This window comes from Robertmurraya korlensis, assembly GCF_023715225.1.
In the GTDB taxonomy this organism is placed as follows: Bacteria; Bacillota; Bacilli; order Bacillales; family Cytobacillaceae; genus Robertmurraya_A.
The window spans coordinates 174,438-196,986 of the sequence record NZ_JAMBNS010000009.1 but is presented as its reverse complement, the minus strand read 5'-3'; the positions used below and the strand labels follow the sequence as shown (position 1 = coordinate 196,986).

22 protein-coding genes are annotated in these 22,549 nt (G+C 36.4%); 3 read left to right on the top strand and 19 right to left on the bottom strand.

What is annotated here, in order from left to right; genetic code table 11:
- Nucleotides 1-82: 82 nt before the first annotated feature.
- The 5 genes from M3175_RS16975 to M3175_RS16955 all read right to left on the bottom strand — a co-directional run bounded on the left by M3175_RS16975 (nt 83) and on the right by M3175_RS16955 (nt 5,287).
- Entirely contained in the window at nt 83-1,273 is a 1,191-nt protein-coding gene (locus tag M3175_RS16975; protein WP_251521408.1) for a competence protein CoiA, read from the bottom strand.
- A gap of 93 nt (nt 1,274-1,366) precedes the next feature.
- Complete coding sequence (cls, locus tag M3175_RS16970) at nt 1,367-2,878, bottom strand: cardiolipin synthase (protein ID WP_251521404.1); 1,512 nt, start codon at nt 2,876-2,878, stop codon at nt 1,367-1,369.
- A gap of 104 nt (nt 2,879-2,982) precedes the next feature.
- Nucleotides 2,983-3,651: an adaptor protein MecA gene (mecA, locus tag M3175_RS16965; RefSeq protein WP_251521402.1), complete on the bottom strand. Its 669-nt coding sequence runs from the start codon at nt 3,649-3,651 to the stop codon at nt 2,983-2,985.
- Nucleotides 3,652-3,932: 281 nt separating this feature from the next.
- Nucleotides 3,933-4,328, bottom strand: coding sequence for a transcriptional regulator SpxA (gene spxA, locus M3175_RS16960; protein WP_119707263.1), 396 nt, complete (start codon nt 4,326-4,328; stop codon nt 3,933-3,935).
- A gap of 383 nt (nt 4,329-4,711) precedes the next feature.
- The gene (locus M3175_RS16955) at nt 4,712-5,287 is read right to left on the bottom strand and encodes a GNAT family N-acetyltransferase (protein ID WP_251521398.1); all 576 of its coding nucleotides are present in this window, start codon (nt 5,285-5,287) and stop codon (nt 4,712-4,714) included.
- Between the two features lie 162 nt (nt 5,288-5,449).
- On the opposite strand from M3175_RS16955, the gene M3175_RS16950 reads away from it, so the two are divergent.
- Nucleotides 5,450-5,635, top strand: a complete 186-nt coding sequence (locus M3175_RS16950) for a hypothetical protein (RefSeq protein WP_119707261.1) — start codon at nt 5,450-5,452, stop codon at nt 5,633-5,635.
- 104 nt (nt 5,636-5,739) lie between these two features.
- Here M3175_RS16950 and M3175_RS16945 read toward each other — a convergent pair whose 3' ends face one another.
- The 5 genes from M3175_RS16945 to M3175_RS16925 all read right to left on the bottom strand — a co-directional run bounded on the left by M3175_RS16945 (nt 5,740) and on the right by M3175_RS16925 (nt 11,522).
- Nucleotides 5,740-6,669, bottom strand: a complete 930-nt coding sequence (locus tag M3175_RS16945) for an ABC transporter ATP-binding protein (protein ID WP_251521395.1) — start codon at nt 6,667-6,669, stop codon at nt 5,740-5,742.
- A gap of 12 nt (nt 6,670-6,681) precedes the next feature.
- Nucleotides 6,682-7,722: an ABC transporter ATP-binding protein gene (locus M3175_RS16940; protein WP_251521392.1), complete on the bottom strand. Its 1,041-nt coding sequence runs from the start codon at nt 7,720-7,722 to the stop codon at nt 6,682-6,684.
- Nucleotides 7,723-7,737: 15 nt separating this feature from the next.
- Nucleotides 7,738-8,766 carry an oligopeptide ABC transporter permease gene (gene opp3C / locus M3175_RS16935; RefSeq protein ID WP_251521389.1) on the bottom strand — a complete coding sequence of 343 codons (1,029 nt, stop codon included), beginning with the start codon at nt 8,764-8,766 and terminating at the stop codon, nt 7,738-7,740.
- Nucleotides 8,766-9,695 carry an oligopeptide ABC transporter permease gene (opp3b, locus tag M3175_RS16930; protein ID WP_251521385.1) on the bottom strand — a complete coding sequence of 310 codons (930 nt, stop codon included), beginning with the start codon at nt 9,693-9,695 and terminating at the stop codon, nt 8,766-8,768. The genes opp3C and opp3b overlap by 1 nt, the downstream gene beginning before the upstream one ends.
- Nucleotides 9,696-9,836: 141 nt before the next feature.
- Nucleotides 9,837-11,522, bottom strand: coding sequence for a peptide ABC transporter substrate-binding protein (locus M3175_RS16925; protein WP_251521382.1), 1,686 nt, complete (start codon nt 11,520-11,522; stop codon nt 9,837-9,839).
- Nucleotides 11,523-11,760: 238 nt separating this feature from the next.
- On the opposite strand from M3175_RS16925, the gene M3175_RS25175 reads away from it, so the two are divergent.
- Together M3175_RS25175 and trpS are read left to right on the top strand one after the other, a co-directional pair.
- Nucleotides 11,761-12,120: a DUF3899 domain-containing protein gene (locus M3175_RS25175; RefSeq protein ID WP_371321704.1), complete on the top strand. Its 360-nt coding sequence runs from the start codon at nt 11,761-11,763 to the stop codon at nt 12,118-12,120.
- Nucleotides 12,121-12,279: 159 nt separating this feature from the next.
- Nucleotides 12,280-13,269, top strand: a complete 990-nt coding sequence (trpS, locus tag M3175_RS16920; RefSeq protein WP_251521379.1) for a tryptophan--tRNA ligase — start codon at nt 12,280-12,282, stop codon at nt 13,267-13,269.
- A gap of 27 nt (nt 13,270-13,296) precedes the next feature.
- Here trpS and M3175_RS16915 read toward each other — a convergent pair whose 3' ends face one another.
- The 9 genes from M3175_RS16915 to fabF form a co-directional block, all read right to left on the bottom strand.
- Nucleotides 13,297-14,043: a YjbA family protein gene (locus tag M3175_RS16915; RefSeq protein ID WP_251521376.1), complete on the bottom strand. Its 747-nt coding sequence runs from the start codon at nt 14,041-14,043 to the stop codon at nt 13,297-13,299.
- Nucleotides 14,044-14,138: 95 nt separating this feature from the next.
- Complete coding sequence (locus M3175_RS16910; protein WP_251521374.1) at nt 14,139-14,348, bottom strand: YuzI family membrane protein; 210 nt, start codon at nt 14,346-14,348, stop codon at nt 14,139-14,141.
- Between the two features lie 116 nt (nt 14,349-14,464).
- Entirely contained in the window at nt 14,465-15,382 is a 918-nt protein-coding gene (opp4C, locus tag M3175_RS16905; RefSeq protein WP_251521372.1) for an oligopeptide ABC transporter permease, read from the bottom strand.
- Nucleotides 15,383-15,396: 14 nt separating this feature from the next.
- A complete protein-coding gene (gene opp4B, locus M3175_RS16900; RefSeq protein ID WP_251521370.1) occupies nt 15,397-16,362 on the bottom strand; it encodes an oligopeptide ABC transporter permease in 966 nt (321 codons plus the stop codon).
- Between the two features lie 37 nt (nt 16,363-16,399).
- Nucleotides 16,400-18,118, bottom strand: coding sequence for an oligopeptide ABC transporter substrate-binding protein (gene opp4A, locus M3175_RS16895; protein ID WP_251521368.1), 1,719 nt, complete (start codon nt 18,116-18,118; stop codon nt 16,400-16,402).
- A 30-nt stretch (nt 18,119-18,148) separates the two neighbouring features.
- Complete coding sequence (locus M3175_RS16890; protein ID WP_251521605.1) at nt 18,149-19,159, bottom strand: ABC transporter ATP-binding protein; 1,011 nt, start codon at nt 19,157-19,159, stop codon at nt 18,149-18,151.
- 5 nt (nt 19,160-19,164) lie between these two features.
- Nucleotides 19,165-20,190, bottom strand: coding sequence for an ABC transporter ATP-binding protein (locus tag M3175_RS16885; protein ID WP_251521366.1), 1,026 nt, complete (start codon nt 20,188-20,190; stop codon nt 19,165-19,167).
- Between the two features lie 178 nt (nt 20,191-20,368).
- Nucleotides 20,369-21,157, bottom strand: a complete 789-nt coding sequence (locus M3175_RS16880; RefSeq protein WP_251521365.1) for a DUF2268 domain-containing putative Zn-dependent protease — start codon at nt 21,155-21,157, stop codon at nt 20,369-20,371.
- Nucleotides 21,158-21,267: 110 nt separating this feature from the next.
- Nucleotides 21,268-22,506, bottom strand: coding sequence for a beta-ketoacyl-ACP synthase II (gene fabF, locus M3175_RS16875; protein WP_251521363.1), 1,239 nt, complete (start codon nt 22,504-22,506; stop codon nt 21,268-21,270).
- Nucleotides 22,507-22,549: the final 43 nt, after the last annotated feature.

Genomic DNA, 22,549 nt, shown 5'->3' with positions numbered 1-22,549 from the left:
ATTCGCCACCAATTAGTAAATTCCTGCTTCTACCTAGGAAAAATCCACTACATCCTAGTGTATGTTAACAGCGGTGAGTTCATTAATACCAAACGATCTTTTCATTCGTAATATTGTTATAAAATTGTTCTTCAAAACTACTAGCTTCACTAATAGTACCCGGAAAAGACAAAGGGTTCTCATATCTGTATACATTAGGATTGATTTCTTTGAGGACTTGGCACTTTGTTAGCAGAAACAAATACTCTCTAATTAGTGTCAAAAGTTGATCAACACTTGGCTTTACATGGTTTCTAACTTCAATATGGTTCCTATTTATCCGCTTGGTTAATCGTTTATACACGATCTCTTTTGTAAGGATGCTCCCTACCTCTTTCAAAAATAGATTATCTAATAAAACATACATTTGCCAAATGATTGGGGAAGTTTCGAGTAATAGATTGTCTTTTAGTGGTACACCAACATAGGGCGGGAGGAGATAGAGGTGAAGTTGATTTCTGTACAGCTCCTGCAAGAAAAGATAGTGTGTCTGAAAACGAATAATATTGTCTTTTACCTGTTGAATTCCTTTACGCCAGTTAGAAACATAAAAGGTGTTATGAAAAATTGGATTTAACCATTGAGGTAAGTGTAGTTGAGATTGAGGAATGACATTGTAGTCGCATTGCATCGTATGTGGAGATAGCGGGTGCAAATTCGTTATTGAGATAAAGCTCTTCAGTTTAGGACAATATGATGGTAAATACCACCCTCCTGTATTATTTTTCTTAATAAACAAGGATTGAAATTTTGGTAGAGAAATTAGATTGGTTTGTTTTCGAGGAACTCTATTTGCACCTAGGATCCATAAAGGTATCAAACCACTCGATAAGTACCCATTAGTCCGCTTTTCAAATATCTCCTTAGAAATCAGGGAACATTGATATTCAACACAGTATGTGTTCCCTTGGAACGTAAACATAAGATCTGGTCTTTGCCTGATATCAGGTAGAAATACTTCCAATTCCACTTTTGAACATTCAGTTTCAAGCCATTTAAAGAGCTGCATTTTTGCTTGCATATGATACATAGATTCTCGGTCGTATTCAACACATAGAGGGGATAAATGAACATGAGCAAAGTGACTGATTCGTTGTACGCCAAGCTTAACAATTACTTTCCCCTTACATAACGGACAAAAATAATGGTTATCCCTTAATCGATGTACACCCTCCTTCTTGATCAAATCACCAATATAAACAGTCTCTCCCCATTGATTTTTAGCCGTTAACAATGAATCATCTCCTTTCTACTTAATGAATTCTCTTCCTTACTCGTATATTCCTCCTTTAAAAAAACTCCTAGCTGTTTTCGGCTAGGAGTTTTACTATAAAAGTGGAGATAATAGTCTCGATGTAGATTCTAACAGTTTTAAACCAAAATGACGCTTTGTAAATTGAGCAAGATTAATTTGCCTAGAGAAAGTAATATCACTTTCATATTCATGAACTAACATTTCAACACTTCTTGTTCCGTATAAAAAGGCATTTACTTCAAAGTTTAAATGAAAACTCCTCATATCCATATTCGATGTACCAATTGAAGCAATCTTCTTATCGATAATTAATATTTTACTATGCATAAATCCTTTTTCGTATTCATACACTTTGACTCCAGCCTCCAAGAGCTCTGGAAAATAGGAACGGGAAGCATGAAAAACAATTCGTTTATCTGGTTTATATGGTACTAGAATACGCACATCTATACCACTCAGTGCAGCTACTTTAATTGCTGAAAAAATATCTTCATCTGGAATGAAATAGGGAGAAGCAATCCAAACAGATTCCTTTGCAGACGTAATCATAGCAAAAAAAATCGTCTTTATCACACTATGTTCATTGTCTGGCCCTCCAGCAATTAACTGAACACCACCGTGAATGTTCTCCTCAAGAACAGGTGAAAGGTATTCAGAATTAAGAAAGCTTTGATTCGTCATATAGTACCAATCTTGTAGGAAAATTAACTGTAACGTTCTTACCGCTTCTCCTTTTACAAGTAAATGTGTATCTCTCCAAAATCCAAAGGAATCATTACGACCTAAATATTCATCACCAATATTTAACCCTCCAACAAACCCTACATTACCGTCTATAACAATAATTTTTCGATGGTTTCTAAAATTAAATTTACTATTCAAGAATGGGATACGGACCGGACCAAATGGAACGACCTCCACACCAGCTTCTTTAAGCTCTTCTATGTATATGCTCGGCAACTTCCACGATCCCACAGCGTCGTATAGAAAACGAACTTTCACCCCTTCTTTCACCTTATGGATCAATAGATTTTTTATTTGTTGTCCAATTTCATCGTGGCGAACAATGTAATATTCCAAATGAATGTGATGCATAGCCTTTTTAAGCTCTTCTATTATTTCATAAAAGGTGGATTCACCATTCGATAACACCTTAGTGGATGTGGCAAATGAAATCGGACTATGGCCTATACGGTGAGCCAAATGGAATAACCTTTGTTGATCTTCCCCCAGTACTTTTATCTTTTCTTCACTAATAGGATCTTTTCCACGTTCGTATTTTAAGTAATTTTGTTGGTCCAGGAAAAATTTACGACGAAACATTCTTTCCTTCCTATGATTCCTACCAAACAGCAAATAAAAAAAGAAACCTACTAACGGAAAACTTCCTAGTACGATTAACCATGTTAATGTTTGTGTAGGATGTCTATTTTCGAAAAATATGACTGCACCAATAAAAATTACCGATAATGTAGTCAGAATACTAATATATCGGAATAAACCTTCGTACACTTTTCCTTGGAGAAGAAAATAAAGAATAGCTAAAACAGTAATAAATAAAAAAATTCTAACAAAATTTTTCATAGCTACCCCCTCTAAAAACTAGCTTTACTATTCCCTCAAAAGAAAGAGGATAAACTCTATTTCCAAAAAGTAAAAAACCGATTTCATTTATTGAAATCGGATAATTATTTAAAGTGTTTTCTTATTTCTGAGAAAACATTCTGAGACATAATTAGTTTTCCATACTCTTCTACACGATGAATGGTGACGGCTGTTTCATGTCCATATTCTAATAATAAACTTAAGCTATTATCGATATCCTCTTCATCATACTCCTCTTCGAGAAAATCAACAAATAAATAATATTTGCCTTCGAAGGAATATAGCTTTGTTGATAAATCATCTAAAATATTACGATTTGAGAGTGAGATTAAGTCTTCAAAGTCTTTAAAAGCAATGAGGAACTCTAGTGTATCTTCGTATGACTCATCCTCTTCATCATCTGCTTTTGTATTAAAATGCTGATCAAGCAATTCCTCAATTCTTTCATCTACAGGAATATCTTTCAGCCTTTCATCTGTGATAGGTAGTTCGAACTTCTGCCCATCTTTTGATATTTGCGCTTTTGTTACGAGAACTTCAAGACCTTTGTCAAGAGCCTGGACCTGGATCCAAAGAGGACCTTCTATCATAAATTCTTCCTCTTGATGAACTTCATCCATCATTTCCCAAAAGAGCTCTTCACTTTTTTCACGATTATACCAGATTTCATCACGGTCGAATCCTCTTTCTTCAATATCCCCGTATGAAATATAAAACTTGACTGTATTATCGTTAATACGTTCGATTTCCAACACTAACCTCTCCCTTCTTGCATTTTTGGAAGGGACTTACCCTCATGCAGAAAAACGATCTAGTCTTTAATATTTCCCGAGGCAAGCATTACCCGTATTGTTGCCTCGTATTTATATTTTATGACAAAAATACAATAAAGGGAAATAAAATGTTACACATTTCAAAAAACCAACTAACACCCATATATGATACTTTTCTTCCTACATAATGATCTATTATAAGTATTTTTAAACCAATAATAGATAAAAAACCTTCGATTACATTCGAAGGTTTTAATCATTTAATTAACCAAGCGTTGTGCTTCACGTAATTGAAACGTTCGAACTCTTCTTGGTAGGAAACGACGGATTTCATCCTCATTATAGCCGACTTGAAGTCTCTTCTCATCAATGATGATTGGTCTACGTAGTAAGCCAGGATTATCTTTAATCAACTCAAATAAATCCTGAAGAGGCATAGTCTCTAAATTAACATCTAGCTTTTGGAACGTTTTTGATCTAGTTGAAATAATTTCATCTGTCCCATCCTCAGTCATTCGAAGAATCTCTTTAATTTCATCAATAGATAATGGTTCAGAAAAAATATTTCTCTCTGTATAAGGAATATCGTGTTCTTCTAGCCAAATTTTCGCTTTACGGCATGATGTACAACTTGGTGAAGTGTATAATGTTACCATTAACGAACTCACACTCCTTTAAATTTAACTTATAAAATCTATGTTGGGAGATATATTGGTCATTTGACGTATTATTAATTAAAATTACTTTAAATTAGTAATTTATATTAATTATTATACATCAAATCGGAGTAAAAAGGTATCCTTTTTTCGAAAGTTTTAAATGACAATAATACAAAAAAATGATTGGCTAGATAGTCTATATACGTACTAGGTGAGAGAAAAGTTTCACTTTTTTTCTTTCATTTTAAAAAAAACACGAATATTTTTTTGTTTCTACTTTATTTACCCAGATTTTAGTTGAAGTAAACCTTAATATAATTCTCATTTAGCTAATGAAAATGAAAAACAGTCACCTCAAAGCGGCAACTGTCCAAAATTTATTAAATATCTTTTAATAGGTCCGTGGTTTCTTGTCTTTGGTCAAAACTTAATACCTCTTCTACTGGTTCATATGACTCTCCATAAAACTCAATATCCTTATATGTGTGAATCAACTTGTAGGCTTGTTTCATCCCTTCAAATATCGCTTCTTCGCTCTCATGTCCAGGTGACCAATAAAGAATTTCCATAGTATTCACTTCATTTGTTGCTAACGATCTTCTTTCATATCCAATTTTGCTTGCATGCTCAAAACCTTCACGTTTATAAAAGCGTAGTCTCTTTTCTGTATCGCTATCTTTATAGTTAATCGGTTCAACTTCTAGAATAATTGGCTTTTCCTTCTGCTTCAGCTTTTCTAAAAGTTGATGTCCTAAACCTTGCCCTCTCGCTTGACCAGAAACATATAAATAATCAATGAATATAAACCGGTCTAGTTCTGCATACATTAACACGTGATATTTTCCTTCGTCTTTGTGATATATAGATGACTTTTCTTTTAGAAGTGTCTCCATATGTTCCTTTGACTTCATTTCTTCAATTGGAAAATATTGATTTAACTTTTCATACCAATGCATATTGTACTCCTTTTAATGGATTCACCTTTTATAAACTAAGAATTCTTATGATACAATTTTTTGTTAATATTACTCTTTTCATACTAGGGATAATTCTTTAGAATAGTAAGTAGTGGGAATTACATAACCGCGCTTACCAGTTATTCTTAAAGGAGGTTTATTATGGTTAATTATATTACCGATCTTACCATTGTTGCCTTATTAATTATTGGAATCACCGCTGTTTTAGGAGTTGTTACAAATGGAATTGGAGAAAAGCTGTTTGGCGGTAAACAAAAAACAGAATTTGTAGACCAATCAGCAAAATTTCAAACCGGCTGGAAGCAAGTTGGCGGAAAAAGGAAATAATCTATTTATTTTTCACATATCGTAAGCGCTTCACTTTTACTTATGATATCGTACGGTTACCTTTCTTCAAATAAAAAACGATCTCGTCTTCGAGATCGTTTTTATTATTTCTTATATTGTTCGAATTCTTTCTCAGAACATAGAACGAAATGTCCTGGTGATACCTCACGTAATTCAACGGATTCATCCGCCTGATAATTATGCATTTTTGGATCATAAGTTTTGCGTTTTCTCGAACGCTCTGATATAGGATCTGGAAGTGGAATTGCCGAAAGCAAAGATTGAGTGTATGGATGCTTTGGATTATTATATAATTCATCTGCTGGAGCTAGTTCTACAAGCTTTCCAAAGTACATTACTCCAATTCGATCACTGATATACTTCACCATTGAAAGGTCATGCGCAATAAACAAGTACGTTAACCCTTTTTCCTTTTGAAGCTTTTTCATTAAGTTAACAACTTGTGCTTGAATTGACACATCAAGAGCTGAGATTGGTTCGTCAGCAATGATGAAGTCTGGATCAACTGCTAAAGCACGAGCAATACCAATACGTTGTCTTTGACCACCTGAGAATTCATGTGGATAACGGTTTGCATGTTCTTTATTTAATCCAACTGTTTCTAATAGCTCGTACACTTTGTTCATTCGATCTTCTTTCGTTTTTGCTAGACCGTGGATATCGATTCCTTCAGCAATTACATCAGATACTTTCATTCTAGGATTTAATGAAGCGTATGGATCCTGGAAGATCATTTGCATTTTATGATTAAATGCCTTTAACTCTTCCTTAGATTTTTTCCCATGTACATTAACCCCATCGTATAAAACTTCTCCGTCTGTTGCATCATATAGTCGAATAATTGTTCGACCAGTTGTAGATTTCCCACATCCTGACTCTCCTACGAGGCCTAATGTTTCACCTTCATATATATCGAAACTAATTCCATCAACTGCTCTGACTTCGTTTGGTTTTCCGACATTAAAGTATTGCTTTAAATTTTTAATTTCAAGCAATTTCTTTCTAGTTTCCATTGATTTACCTCCTTATTTATTATTGTAGCTTGGATACATTTCTCTTCTTTTCATAACAGCTGCTGGTGGCTCAACCTTTGGAGCATCCGGATGAAGTAGCCATGTTGCTGCATAATGTGTATCCGAAACTTTAAACATTGGAGGCTCTTGTTCCAAATCAATTTTCATCGCATATTCGTTACGCGGTGCAAACGCATCTCCCTTTGGAGGGTTAAGAAGGTCTGGTGGTGATCCTGGAATAGCATAGAGCTCATCTTCAGCTGTATCCAAATCTGGCATCGAGCTAATCAGTCCCCAGGTATATGGATGCTGCGGATTGTAGAAAATTTCATCTACTGTGCCAATCTCAATAATTTTCCCACCATACATAACCGCTACTCGGTCTGCAACATTGGCAACCACACCTAAATCATGCGTAATAAAGATAATAGAAGTATCAATCTTTTTCTGTAGATCCTTCATTAGTTCCAAAATTTGTGCTTGAATTGTAACATCTAACGCCGTAGTTGGTTCGTCTGCAATCAAGATTTTAGGATTACATGCTAACGCAATCGCAATAACAACCCTCTGTCTCATCCCACCGGAGAATTGATGAGGATACTGTTTAAAGCGTTCCTCAGCCATTGGAATTCCAACAAGCTTTAATAGTTCAATCGCACGTTGCTTAGCAGCAGATTTACTCATATTTTGGTGTTTAATAATTGGTTCCATGATCTGCTTGCCAACTGTCATGGTTGGATTCAGAGAAGTCATTGGATCCTGAAAGATCATAGAAATTTCCTTACCACGAATCGTTTGCATCTGCTTGTCCGATAATTTTGTTAAATCTTTTCCATCAAATAGGATTTCACCCTCTTTAATCTCAGAGTTACTCTCTGGTAAAAGACGCATAATAGCCTTTGTTGTTACAGACTTACCCGAACCAGATTCTCCAACGATGGCAAGAGTTTCACCTTTATTAAGATGAAAGTTTGCCCCACGAATCGCTTTTACTTCTCCAGCAAACGTGTGGAAAGATATATTTAAGTTATTTACTTCTAAGATTTTTGACATCTTATTTCACCTGCCTTAGTCTCTCATTTTAGGATCTAACGCGTCACGAAGTCCATCTGCAATCATATTAAATGCAATCATAATGACCGAAATAATAATCGCTGGAACTAGCATTTGATACGGGAAGGCAATCATTGATTTAAATCCTTCATCAATAAGTGTTCCTAGTGATGCTAATGGCTCTTGAAGACCTAAACCGATAAAGCTTAAGAAGGCTTCAAAGAATATTGCGTTAGGGATCGTAAACATTGTGTTAATAATGATAACACCTGCGAGATTAGGAATTAAATGTTTAAAGATAATTTTCGCATGGCTTGCACCAAGTGTGCGAGATGCTAAAACAAATTCTTGGTTTTTTAATTTTAAAACTTGGGCACGAACGACACGTGCCATGCTAACCCAACCGGTAATCGTCAATGCGACGGTTATTGAGATTATACCTGGCTTTAATACGATTATCATCAAAATAACAATTACTAGATTTGGAATTCCTGAAAGTACTTCAATGATTCTCTGCATAATATTATCGATACGTCCGCCAAAGTAACCCGAAATAGCACCAAAGGCAACACCGATAACCATATCAATAAAAGCAGCTAGAAAAGCGATATATAGAGAGATTTGCATCCCTTTCCAAACACGAGAAAATTGGTCTCTACCAAGAGCATCGGTACCAAACCAATAATACTCCTCAATTTGCTTTTGCTCATATGGATTTACCACATTACCATTTTTTAATGTTCTTGTTCCATCAAATGGTAACCAAGAAATATTTTCTAATGCTTCAATTCGAGGTGGCAAGTTAGCATGTTTAGTGTTTTGCTTATCAAACTCAAATTTACTTAGTGATGGCCCAATTAAAGCCATAATAATTAAAATTCCGATCACTACTAAACTTACAATCGCACCTTTGTTTTTTCTAACTCGTAACCACGCATCCTGCCAATAGTTTAGACTTGGTTTGGAAATGCGCTCACTTGTTGATGCGTCAATAATAGCGGGCTCAAATTGGTCTTTGCTGATTTTCTCATCAAATTGTGCCATTATTTCTTCCCTCCCGCTAAACGAATTCTTGGATCAATTAATCCATAAAGAATATCAACCACTAAAATGACAACAATAAATAGGAACGCAAATAACAAAGTTGTCGCCATTATGACCGAATAGTCATTCACCTGAACAGATTTTACAAACTGCTCTCCTAGTCCTGGAACAGAGAAAATCTTTTCAATAACAAGGGAACCAGTCATTAAGCTTACAGCAAGCGGACCCAATACCGTGATAACTGGAATTAAAGCATTTCTTAAGGCATGCTTGAATGCAATTTCAAAGTAGTTTGCACCTTTTGCTCTTGCTAGTGTTATATAATCAGAACCTAATACTTCTACCATTTCAGTTCTCATAAAACGAGCTGCAATGGCAATCGGGAACATTGAAAGTGCAATCGTTGGCATAACCGTGTATTCAGGGCCTTTCCAGAACGCAACCGGGAACCAACCTAGTTTTACACCTACATAATATTGAAGTAAGCCAGCAAAAACAAACGAAGGAATCGATTTACCAATAACTGCAATAAACGTTGTTCCGTAATCTACCCATGTATTCTGCCTTAGTGCTCCTAATACCCCAAGAATTATACCTACAATCGTACCTACTAATAATGCTTGAAAGCCTAATAAAGCAGAGGCACCAATTCTTGCACCTAATAATTCGGATACTGGTGTATTGGCAAACTGATATGAAGTACCTAAATCTCCCTTCACTAGGTTTGTCATATACGCCACATACTGAACGGGAACTGGTTCATCAAGCTTATAATACTCAAGCATCATCTCCAGTTGCTCATCTGACATTTTCGCTTGGTTTTTAAATGGTGTACCTGGAATCAGCTTCATTAAGAAAAACGTCATTGAGGCAATTAGAAACAAAGTAATTAACATATAAATGACCCTTTGGCCAATATATTTAACCATTCGTGCACCTCCTACTTATTTTGAATTTTCCCCATCTTTCGACAATTCGATAACAGGGAAAAAGAGAGTATATTTTTAAGCGAATATACTCTCTCTCCTATTTCATTGTACATCATTTCACCATATTAATTGTATGGTAAATTATTTATTTAGTTTTGCAAACTTCCAGCTGTACTCTGGTCCAAAGATATGGTAAGTAAAGCCTTCAAGCTTCTCGTTCACTAATAGGTTTGAAGCACGTTGGTATGTTGGAGCAAGAGCTGCATCTTCCATTAATACCTTTTCAGCTTCTTGTAATGCTTCAAAACGCTCAGCTGGTTCAGCAGCTAATTCATTTTGTGCAGATTTTACTAACTCATCATATTTAGCGTTAGAGTAAGACATTTTGTTGTGTCCCCCACCAGTTAACCAAAGATCAGAATATGTCATTGGATCTGGATAGTCAGGGCCCCAACCTGCATGAAGGATATCATAATCTTGAGTATCTTCACGGTCAAGACGTACAGAGAATGGAACACTTTCTAAGTTAATTGTTAAACCTTCAAGGTTAGTTTGTAGTTGATCCTTAATGAATGCATCTACAGTTTTTGATGTTTCAGTGTCTCCACCTAGGAAGTTTAATTCTAAAGTTTTAACTCCAAGCTCATCAAGACCTTTTGTCCAAAAGTCTTTTGCTTTTTCAGCATCATAAGTGTTGAAGTCACCGTTGGCTGCACGGAAGTCTTCACCAGTTTCAGGATGCTTTACAAACTCAGCAGGTACTGCGTAGTTTGCAGCAAGAGAACCATTTTGAAGAATATCGTTTACTAGAGCATCTTTATCGAATGCTAAAGCAAGTGCCATACGAATGTTTTTGTTAGCTAATGCTTTGTTTTCTTGGTTAAACTTTAACCAGAATTCAGTTGGCTCTAACCATGTTACAAGGCGAGAATCTCCTTCATATTGTGAGATAACCGCAGGTGTTGATAATTTTGGTGTTACATCAGCTTGTCCTGCTTCGAAAGCATTAGCAGCTGCTTGTGGATCTTTAGATGTATTATAGTTGATTTTAGTTAAAGTTACGTTTTCTGCATCCCAGTACTCTTCGTTCTTTTCAAGAGTCCACTCAGTAGCAGCAACCCCATCCCACTTAGTCATTTTGAAAGGACCGTTAAAGATTAGGTTTTCAGCATTCTTAGCGTAATCAGCGCCTTTTTCTTCTACAAATTTTTGATTTTGTGGATAGAATGTAGGGAAAGCTAATAAAGCGTTGATATAAGCAACTGGCTTTTCAAGTGTCACTTCTAATTCAGTATCACTTAAAGCTTTAACGCCAAGCTCGTCTGGTGCAACCTCTCCAGATTTTACTTTATCTGCATTTTTGATTACTCCAGCCATTATGTATGGACCGTAGAAAGAAGCAGAATCAGGTAAAAGGGCACGTTGCCATGCATAAACAAAATCTTGAGCTGTTACAGCATCACCGTTAGACCATTTAGCTTCTCTAAGTTTGAATGTGTAAACAGTTCCGTCTTCGCTAACAGTTGGTTCACCGTCAGATAATGCAGGAATTGGATTTTGTTCCTGGTCTAAACGGAAAAGACCTTCGTTAACGTTATTGATCATTGTGAAACCTACAGTGTCCTCAGCAAGCACAGAGTCCATTGATGGAATCTCAGCAGATTCTAATACTGTGATTTCTTGGTTTTCAGCTAATTCAGAACCTGTTGCTTCTGAATCATTATCAGGTGTAGCTTCGTCCTCTTTGTTGCCACCAGAACATGCAGCTAAAAACATGCTAAGTACTAGTGTTAGGACTAAAAGCAATGAAAATTTTGACTTTTTCATTGATAGACCTCCTTAGATTGTTTTTTCTGAAAAGTTGTACATTAGTTATTATACATTTAATTTACGGTTTGTACATGTTTTTTCAAAAAAATTTTACACTATTGTTATAATTGTTAACATCGACTTTAGATATACTATGATATAATTAGCATTTATTAGAAAATGAATATCTAACCCGACCAGATAGTTTTTTGTATTTATATTTTACCGAAATAATAATTTTAGAAAGGATTACCTAATGAAAACGCTTAAAACAAAGCTAAATTTAGCACTTTTATTATGCTCTCAATTAATTATCTTCATTCTAATGTTTTTCAGTAATAGCATTTCACTTTTCAATTACATAAATAATAGCTTCTATATTTCAAGTTTGCTCCTTTTAATATCTTTAGCAATTTTTACAGTGAACACAGGATTTTTTGACGTCGTAACTAAATCTTTTAGACTAATGTTTGCTGGAAAAGATGTCACAAGAGAAAACGTAGATGAAATGAGACCACTATCACAAATAATTACTATTAAATATTCTCCGATATTGTTTGTAGGCTTTATTAATTTAGCTCTTTGTCTATTAGCACTCTTCTTCTACTATATATAAGTGGTAGTTCTTGATTAAAAGAGCATAGTTACTTATAATTTTTAATAAGCATCTTATTACATAATTGATGATTGATTTTAAGTTTGTGGTTAATATTCTCCCACTCTTCCTTGATTAGTTTGGAGGGGTGGTTTTTTCCACTTAAAAGGAGGAACTTTCATGAAAACCATCTTCTCTGGTATCCAACCGAGCGGAATGATAACACTAGGAAATTACATAGGCGCATTAAAACAGTTCGTTGAGCTTCAAAATGAATATAACTGTTATTTTTGTATCGTAGACCAGCACGCTATTACGGTCCCCCAAGAAGCTCAGCAACTTAGAAAAAACATCCGCAGTCTAGCTGCCTTATACATTGCGGTTGGATTAGATCCTGAAAAGGTTACGTTATTTATTCAATCTGAAGTTCCGGCACACGCACAGGCAGGCTGGATGTTCCAATGTATATCCTATATTGGAGAGCTTGAAAGAATGACACAGTTTAAAGATAAATCTGCTGGGAAAGACGCGGTTTCAGCTGGTTTGCTTACTTATCCACCTTTAATGGTTGCGGATATTTTACTTTACCAGACGGACCTTGTTCCTGTGGGAGAAGATCAGAAGCAGCATTTAGAGCTAACACGTGATTTAGCGGAGCGCTTTAATAAGAAGTACAATGATATTTTCACTATTCCAGAGGTACGAATTGCAAAAGTTGGTGCTCGTATTATGTCCTTACAAGATCCAACGAAAAAAATGAGTAAGTCTGACCCTAATCAAAAAGCATTTATTTCATTATTGGATGAACCAAAGCAAATAGAAAAGAAAATTAAAAGCGCTGTTACTGACTCTGAGGGATTAGTAAAGTTTGACAAAGAAAATAAGCCTGGGGTTTCGAATTTATTATCCATCTACTCCATCCTAACTGGAAAAACGATTGAAGAATTAGAGAATCAATATGAAGGTAAAGGTTACGGAGACTTTAAATCAGAACTAGCACAGGTTCTTATATCTGAATTTGAGCCGATTCAGAAAAAATACCATGAGTTAATGGAATCTACTGAATTGGATGAAATCCTTGATAGAGGCGCAGCAAAAGCCAATCTAGTTGCTAGTAAAATGGTTAAGAAAATGGAAAATGCCATGGGGCTAGGAAGAAAAAGAAAGTAAATCAAAAAGGCTGGAAATCCAGCCTTTTTAATTTACTTTCGGACCATGCTCCATCTCCCATAACTTTTCAAAGAAGGGCTGGCCTTTTATTAAGTTTTCACAAAAGTTCTCATGCTTTAAGGACCAACCATACTTTGTGTTTTCATATAATTCCTGCCAAACATTTTCAAATGTTAGGTCTTGAATCTCCGAATACTTTTCTGGATTCCACTCTGTGTACCAATATCTTACTTCTGCTGCGTTATTAGATGAGTGAAGTTGGTCTAGGGCCATAAATAACAACTGCTTTAGCTGTCTTTCTTTTCTAGTTAACCCGTTCATTAGCTCTGGAGCCGGTGATAAAATATGAAATTCCTTTAATGAAGAATGATCATTAAATGCATACGGAATGGTGTCATGCTTATCGATCATTTCATAAACTAGCTGCTCTTGCCGTGGAATCAGCCTACTCTTTCGAATCGGTATATTGTAGCCGATCGTATCCACTACTAATATTCCCGTACCATCAGTGACGACAAAGCAATATTCTAGCTGTATTCGCTCGTGATTTTTACGTAAATATGCTTTTTGATAAACATCGTCCAATAGTTGTTGTGGGAGTTCTGAAAGATCATTTTCAATATAATTAAACAACACTGACTCAACCTTTAACAATGGAACCTGATCTAGAAGTTCGACTCCGTCATCTTTCCGCCACTCATGAAAGTGACAGACATTGTATCCGTTCTCTTCTCCTTCAAACCAATTTACCCAAACATCATGAAGATACAACATGAATTAACCCCTCACTTCACAAACTGTTTGTCATTCAGTATGGGCAGGTTACCGTTAATTTATTCCTTTTATGAAATCTTAATCCAATTTATGTTTTATTCCTCTTTACCCGGAAAATAAATACTTAACCATATAATCAACATACCTACTAGGAATAGATAGCACTCTACACGACTTTTAATAAATTCAAAATAGTCCATCATTGTATATCCTGTCGTTAATAAGTTTAGATACGCAACTGTACTTATCCCCCCGAGTACTGCTAGTCCAAAACCAGTAAGCAAAAGGAAAATCCTCATAATCATAGAGATTTCCCCACTCTCTCCATCGCACTTCCCCCAGCTCTCTTTTCTACATACATATGTTAGGGATGGACAACTTATGTTGACAAAAAAAAATCTACCAGTTGGAATTGGTAGATTTATCTGTTTGATTTAGGATTAAAAGCGTCTTTAAATCCTTCACCTATAAAATTAATGGATAAAATCGTGCCTGTTAGCACTGCTGCAGGTGGAATCCAAATCCACCATTTACTAGTCAACACATCGGGACTGCGCGCTTCTTGAAGCATATTTCCCCAGCTTGGGATATTCATCGGTACCCCAAAACCTAAGAAGCTAAGACCTGTTTCTGCAACAATCATAACAGCTAACGTTAATGTTGCTTGGACGATAATTGTAGACATAACGTTTGGAAGTAAATGCTTTGTAATTGTTTTGAAAGGTGAGCATCCAATTGAAATCGCACTTAAAATATACTCATTTTCCTTCTCAGCCATTACCTTGCTTCTTACGAGACGAGCTGTACCTGTCCAGCTCAGTACCGAAATAACAAAAATCAGGGTAGCTGTGCTAGATTCTAAGAAAATTGACTTTAATACAATTACAAATAGTAAGAATGGGAAATTCATCATAAAATCGGTAAATCTCATTAAAGCATTATCAACCCATCCACCAAAGAAACCTGCAGTTGCACCAACAATTGAACCAATCGTTATGACTGCAATTGTAATTGAGAATGCAAGTAATAGTGACGTTTGTCCACCGTGTAAAGTTCTAGCGAACACATCTCTACCTGACTTATCAGTTCCAAAAAAATGATCCGCCGATGGCTCCTTACTCATCTGCGTAAGATTGATTTTAGCTGTTTCCTCGACGGGTACCGTCAAAGGCTCAGCAAGGATTGATAATACAGTAACCATGATTAAAAATACCAAACTAATCATCGCAATTTTATTTTTCAAAAATTTCCGGCGGGCGAGAGCCCATGGTGATTGGCTCTTAGGAGGCTTTATCATGCTCCCAACAGCTACTGTAGTTGGTTGTGTAACTGGTTCCATTCTCTCACCTACCCCTAACTTAAACGAATTCGTGGATCTACTAATCCGTACAATAGATCTGCTATTAAATTACCTATTAATGTTAAAACCGTTAACATCATAGCAATAGCCATCATAACAGAATAGTCACGAGCATTAACTGACTCAACAAACAGATACCCGATTCCCGGATATGTAAAGATGGTTTCTGTAATAATTGCACCACCAAAAATACTGGCAATATCAAATCCTAGTAATGTAACAATTGGGATAATAGAATTCCTTAGTATATGCTTATTATAAATCGTTGATTCTTTCGTACCTTTCGCTCTTGCTGTACGAACATAATCTTTACGAGAACTTTCGATCATATCATTACGCAAAAATTGTGTATAGGATGCAGTAGCGAGAGATCCTAGCACTAGTGCCGGCAAAATCGTATGTTTCGCTTTACTAATAAAATACTCAAATGTACCAGGTTCCACACCTGAGCCAATACTTCCTGTGGCCGGTACCCAACCTAAATTAATAGAGAAAATATAAATAGCAACCAATGCTGCAACAAAGCTCGGAATTGCTAGAGCTAAATAATTAAATCCTGAAATGAGGTAATCGCCGATACTATAGGCGTATCGCCCTGAAAATCTCCCCATTAAAAAAGCTAAACAATACGTAATTAAAAGTGCAGATACTCCTAAAATGATTGTGTTTGGAAGGCGATCACCAACCAATTCCATTACTTCGCGTTTGTGTACGAATGAATCACCAAAATCTCCCTTGACCACTCCACTCATCCAGCGAATGTATTGTACATGAATAGGGTCATTTAATCCCATTTTTTCACGCATTTCTTCTATATAAGCTGGATCTGAGTTTAGCGGATCGATTTTACCAGATAGGGCATCCCCTGGCATTAGCTTTGCCAGGGAAAATACCACTACTGAGATAAGGAAAATAATTGGAATCATACCTATTAGTCTACGAATTGTGTATTGTAGCATGCTCAATTCCCCTTATCAAACTAAAATGTAATTTTCATTACTCTGTTACAGCCCATAAATGGAAATCATCTGTACCAAAAGGAGTAACTTTTACGTTTTGAACACGCTTATTGATTGCCCAAGGATCAATACGTTGTTCAAAGAAAATAATCGGTAACTCTTCGTTAACTAGTTTTTGCCACTCATCATAATATTGTTGGCGATGCTCTGTAATGTCCATGCTCTCATCTTCTGGGAATGTTACACCCTTTTTAATTAACTCATCAGACTCTTCAGAGTACCATCTCCACATGTTCCACTTGTCTGTAGATAACCAAATTCCAGCTGGATCTGGATCTGCTGCAAGTCCCCATGCACCCATGAACGTTTCAACAGAAGGATCATCTGCTTCAATTGTGTCATAGAATAGGTTGAAGTCTTTTAACGCTCCACCGTTAAGCTTTGCATTAAGACCAATCGCCTGCCAAGATTGAATAATGAATTGAGCACGAGCTTCAGAAGTTTCAGCACCAGCCATTGCATCAAAGTTCACAGTGAATGGCTTTCCTTCTGGATCTTCAACGAAACCGTCGCCATCTACATCTTTGTAACCAGCTTCATCAAGTAGTTCTTTTGCTTTTTCTACATCATACTCATAACCGTTAATTTCAGAATCATCAATTTTTGCCCATGAAACTGAAGGGAATGGCGTATTTAATGGTTTTCCTAAGCCGTTTGCAAAACCATCGATAAATGCTTGACGATCAATAGCGTAAGCCATCGCATGACGTAAAGCTTTATTTTGGAATTTTTGGTTATCAGATACAACTACACCCTTTTCATTGTCGTAATGACCCCAGTCAAATCCGATATAGCTGTAAGACATCGCATCTGCTTCAACTGCATTTACGTTTGGAAGCTCTTTAATAGCTGCCCATTGATCCTTCGGTGCTTCGATAACATCTACCTCACCGTTTTGGATTAAGCCCTGTGCTAAAGATCCGTCAATGATTTTGTAAACAACTCCGTCTAATTTCGCAGGACCTTGCCAGTAATCATCAAAGCGTTCAAACTCGATCATTTCACCAGCAACAATATTCTTAACCTTGAAAGGCCCTACCCCAATTGGATTTTTACGAATTTGCTCAGAATCTGGTAATTCTTTTGAAGAAATATCTCCATAGTAATGCTTTGGTTCTGGATATACCCAAATATTATCTAATAAGTTTACAGATGGTTCTGTAACTGTTACTTCAATTGTGTAATCATCAATTACTTTAATACCTTCGATTGTTTCAGCTGTTCCATCATGGTATTCTTGAGCACCCTTAATCATAGCTACGTTTGCAAAACGTGCACCTTCATAAGTTGGATCTGCGATTAAGTACCAAGCATACTCCATATCTTCAACTGTTAGTTCTTCCCCATCATGCCACTTCACGCCTTCTTTAAGCTTAAACGTTAATTTCATGTGGTCTTCAGAAAGTTCCCATGTAGCAAGGTTTGGTTGAGGAGTTAAATCATCACCCGTTTTGATTAAAGCTTCATGCATAAATTGGAGAGCATTAACATCATCTTCTCCTTCGTAATATGCATACGATAATACACCTTTGAATGGTTGTGTATAACCAAATGTTACTGTACCGCCTTCTTTTACTTCTCCTGCTGGCTTATCACCCTCTGCAGGCTTTTCGTTAGCTGTTTCTTTTGAACATGCTGCTAAAAATAGAGACATGATCAACATTACAGAAACAAGCCATAATGATGACTTTTTCATTGTTTTCCCCCCGGAAATAGTTTTTTTCTGCTAGTTGTATAAATGACATGCGACTCTATGCCCAGGCTTCACCTCCTTTAAAGTTGGCTTAACCTGCTGACACTCGGGCTTTGCATGAGCACAGCGCGGATGGAATGTACACCCTTTCGGTGGATCAATCGGACTTGGCACATCGCCTTCCAAAATAATTCTTTCCTTCTTTTTCCTAGGATCCGGCTCAGGAATAGCAGAAATTAAAGCTTGTGTATATGGATGCAACGGCTCTGCATATAAGCTGTTTTTCTCCGCTACTTCCACTAGTCCACCTAAATACATTACTCCGATTCGGTCACTCATATGTTTTACAACACTTAAATCATGAGCGATGAATAAGAAGGTTAAATCAAACTCATCCTGAAGTTCTTTTAACAAATTTAATACCTGTGATTGAACGGAAACATCTAGAGCAGAAACCGGCTCATCCGCAATTATTAACTTTGGCTTTAATGCAAGCGCTCTCGCAATACCAATTCTTTGTCTTTGTCCCCCTGAAAATTCGTGAGGGTATTTGTAGTAGGCATCTTCAGGTAATCCTACCTTAGTTAAAAGCTCCATTACTTCTGGCTTTAGCTCCTTAGAGCGCTTATTTGTGAAATTTCTAATAGGCTCTGAAATTAAATCTCCGACCATCATCATTGGGTTTAGCGATGCATATGGATCCTGAAACACCATTTGAAAATCTTTTCGTACCTTTCGAAGCGATATACCACGAATATTAGTAATATCATCTCCGTCAAAAATAATCTGCCCGTCTGTTGCATCTAATAAGCGCAATATAGTACGGCCTGCCGTCGATTTTCCACAGCCAGATTCACCAACCAGGCCAAGTGTTTCCCCTTTTTTAATTTCAAACGAAATATCATCTACTGCTTTGACAACAGCAACAGTTCTTCTAAGAATTCCACCCTTAATAGGGTAATAGGTTTTAAGATTTTTCACCTCGAGAAGAACATCATTATTTCTCTTATCTTTCTTATTTAATGTCTTTTCCTTTACTTCCATATTCATTATGCTTGCACTCCTTCTCTTGGCCTGCTGGATGGATATAGCAGGCAGGAAACTTCGTGCCCCTCGTCTGTTTCTGCTAGTAGCGGCGTAATACTTGTACATTCTGGCATCGCTTGAGGACATCGGGCAGCAAACTTACAGCCGACCTTCGGCATGTTCTTTAAAGATGGAACAATTCCTTTAATGGAACTTAACACCTCAACATCCTCATCCATTCGTGGGATTGCACCCATTAGCAATTTTGTGTAGGGATGTTTCGGATCGTGAAACAAGGTATCTACATCTGTTTTTTCAACAACCTTTCCTGCATACATAACGATGACCTCATCGCACATTTCTGCAACTACCCCAAGATCATGAGTAATTAAAATGACTGACATATCATTCACTTTTTGGATATCTTTAAGCAGTTCTAGAATTTGTGCCTGAACCGTTACATCAAGAGCTGTCGTCGGTTCATCAGCAATCAACAGCTTAGGTTGACAAGCGATTGCAATCGCTATCATAACTCTTTGCCTCATACCTCCAGAGAGCTGATGCGGGTACTCATCAATAATTTTCTCAGGTCTTGAAATACCTACACTCTTTAACAAAGCTATACTCTTTAATCTCGCTTCTTTTTTCGAGATTTTCATATGATTAAATAACACTTCTTGAATTTGAAAGCCAATTGAAAACACTGGATTTAACGAGGTCATAGGTTCCTGAAAGATCATTGCAATCTCTTTTCCCCGAATACTATTAATCTCTTTATCTGACATTTGTTCTAAATGCACACCTTCAAATTGTATGCTTCCCGACTTAATTTTACCGATGCCTTTTGGTAGGAGCTTCATAATTGACAAACTCATTACCGATTTACCACAACCTGACTCGCCCACAATTCCAACAATTTGACGTGGTTTAACAGAAAATGATACTTTATCCACTGCATTATAGTATTGACCATCAATAGAAAATGCAGTTTCTAAGTTTTTCACCTCAAGCAAAGGTGTATCTTTATGTAATTGAGTATTTACGCTCATCGGACACCTCTTACGTTTTTTTAATTATTCAGTCAATTGGTCTATTTGATTAAAATATTATTACAGTTAAATGACAATTGCAAGATTTTTTTAACAATTGAAAACATTCAAGTTATTGAAAAAACAAAAAAAGCCTCTACTTTAAGGCTTTAAAGTATATTTGAACCCCTTGATACAACTAGGTTTCTTCGTATTTCGTAATAAAATATTTTCCTGGAATTGTAAATGACATTTTTGTAGAAAAGTAATTTTCCTTGTAAGACTTTCTAACAAGGTAATACCCACATGCATAACCTAATAGTTTTGGATATGCACCAAAACCAAATAATAATTGATCATGCTGTTTATCTGTTTTTTTTAATATTAAATTGGGCATGATATATTTCTTCATGTACATTTCTATATCTTCCTTACTATAAAATTGACACCAATCAGCCAAATAATCTGCTCCACAGTTTTTTTCTACTTCTAATTCTGCTAATCCTTCTAAAATAATGGAGTCTAGTAAAGTATACTTTAACGGATTCCTGTTTTGTTTTTTCATCCGGCACACATGATGGTATTCATGAACAAATAATGCCTCTAATTCATTTTCATCCTCATAATCTCCGATAAACAAAAACATTCTATCAGGAAAAGAAACCCCAGATTTTCTTGTTTTGCGTTCTCTAAAAAAAGTATTGTTTGATTGAGTAATAGGGAAAATATAGATATTCACGGGTGGGCCAATCCACTTTTTTCTATACTTTTCATAAATATTGTTAATCGTTTCCCATGTTTTCTTCTTTTTTAATCTCTCAAATGTTTGAAAGCTTGAACGGTTTGGCCGATACATACCAAACGAGGAAAGATATTCATATATAGGTTTTGAATCACTTTCGTCAAACTCTTTTAAAAATCTTTCACATATAGCAACAGGATTCGAAAACTCTTTATCTAGCCATTCATCCGTACGTGCAACTACCACCCAACTCCCCCATTTCTTTTACAATGTAATAGCATATTATGAAAAAATAACCAAAACTTGATTAATGCCATAAAAAAAACAGAGCGGATATTACTCCACTCTGTTTCATTTTACTTATATGCTTTAAAAACGATTGTAGCGTTATGACCACCAAAGCCAAGTGAATTACTCATTGCTACTTGTACTTCTTGTTTTCTAGCTTCATTTGGTACATAGTCTAAATCACATTCTGGGTCTGGTGTTTCATAGTTAATTGTAGGTGGAATCATGCCTTCTTTAATCGCTAATACACTAAAGATTGCTTCAACTCCCCCTGCTGCTCCAAGCAAGTGCCCCGTCATAGACTTTGTTGAACTCACTGCAAGCTTATACGCATGTTCACCAAACACTTCTTTAAGAGCTAATGTTTCAAAGCGGTCATTGTAATCCGTACTTGTTCCATGTGCGTTCACGTAGTCCACTTCATTGACGTTTAAACCGGCATCGTTGATCGCCATTTTCATTGCGCGCGCTCCACCTTCTCCACCTGGTGCTGGTGCAGTAATATGGTAGGCATCACCTGTTGCTCCATAGCCAACGATTTCTGCATAGATTTTTGCCCCACGAGCTAGAGCATGCTCCAATTCTTCTAATACGACAATTCCTGCTCCTTCTCCAATAACAAAACCATCACGATTTAAATCAAAAGGACGACTTGCCTTACTTGGGTCTGGGTTCGTTGATAGTGCCGTGTTTGCACAAAAACCTGCGACAGACATTTTTGTAATAGGTGCCTCCGCTCCACCAGTTACCATAGCAACTGCATCTCCTCGCTGAATAACCTTAAAGGCATCACCGATTGAATTAGTACCTGTTGCACAAGCAGTTACTGTACAAGAGTTAAATCCTCTTGCTCCTAGCATAATTGAAACCTGGCCTGTTGCCATATCCGGAATCATCATCGGTACAAAGAACGGACTGACTCTTCGATAACCTCGACTTAAAAACGTCTCATACTGACTTTCAAAAGTCTCCATTCCTCCGATACCTGATCCAATCCAAACACCAATATGATGCGAGTTGCTGTCATTAATCTCAAGTCCTGAGTCTTCAACCGCCATCTTTGCTGCTGCTATTGCATAATGGGTGAAACGATCCATTTTTCTAGCATCTTTTTTATCAATAAAATCTTCAACTTGGAAGTCCTTTACCTCTGCAGCTACTTTTGCTGGGTATTCATCTGCATTCAGTCTTGTAAGCGGTCCTACACCCGATACACCTGCTAATACATTGTTCCATGCTGTTTCAACATTATTACCAACTGGAGTAACAGCGCCAACTCCTGTTACAACAACTCTTTTCTTTGTCATGTCTGGCAACTCCTTTGATTTCTTTAATAAATATTATAACTTA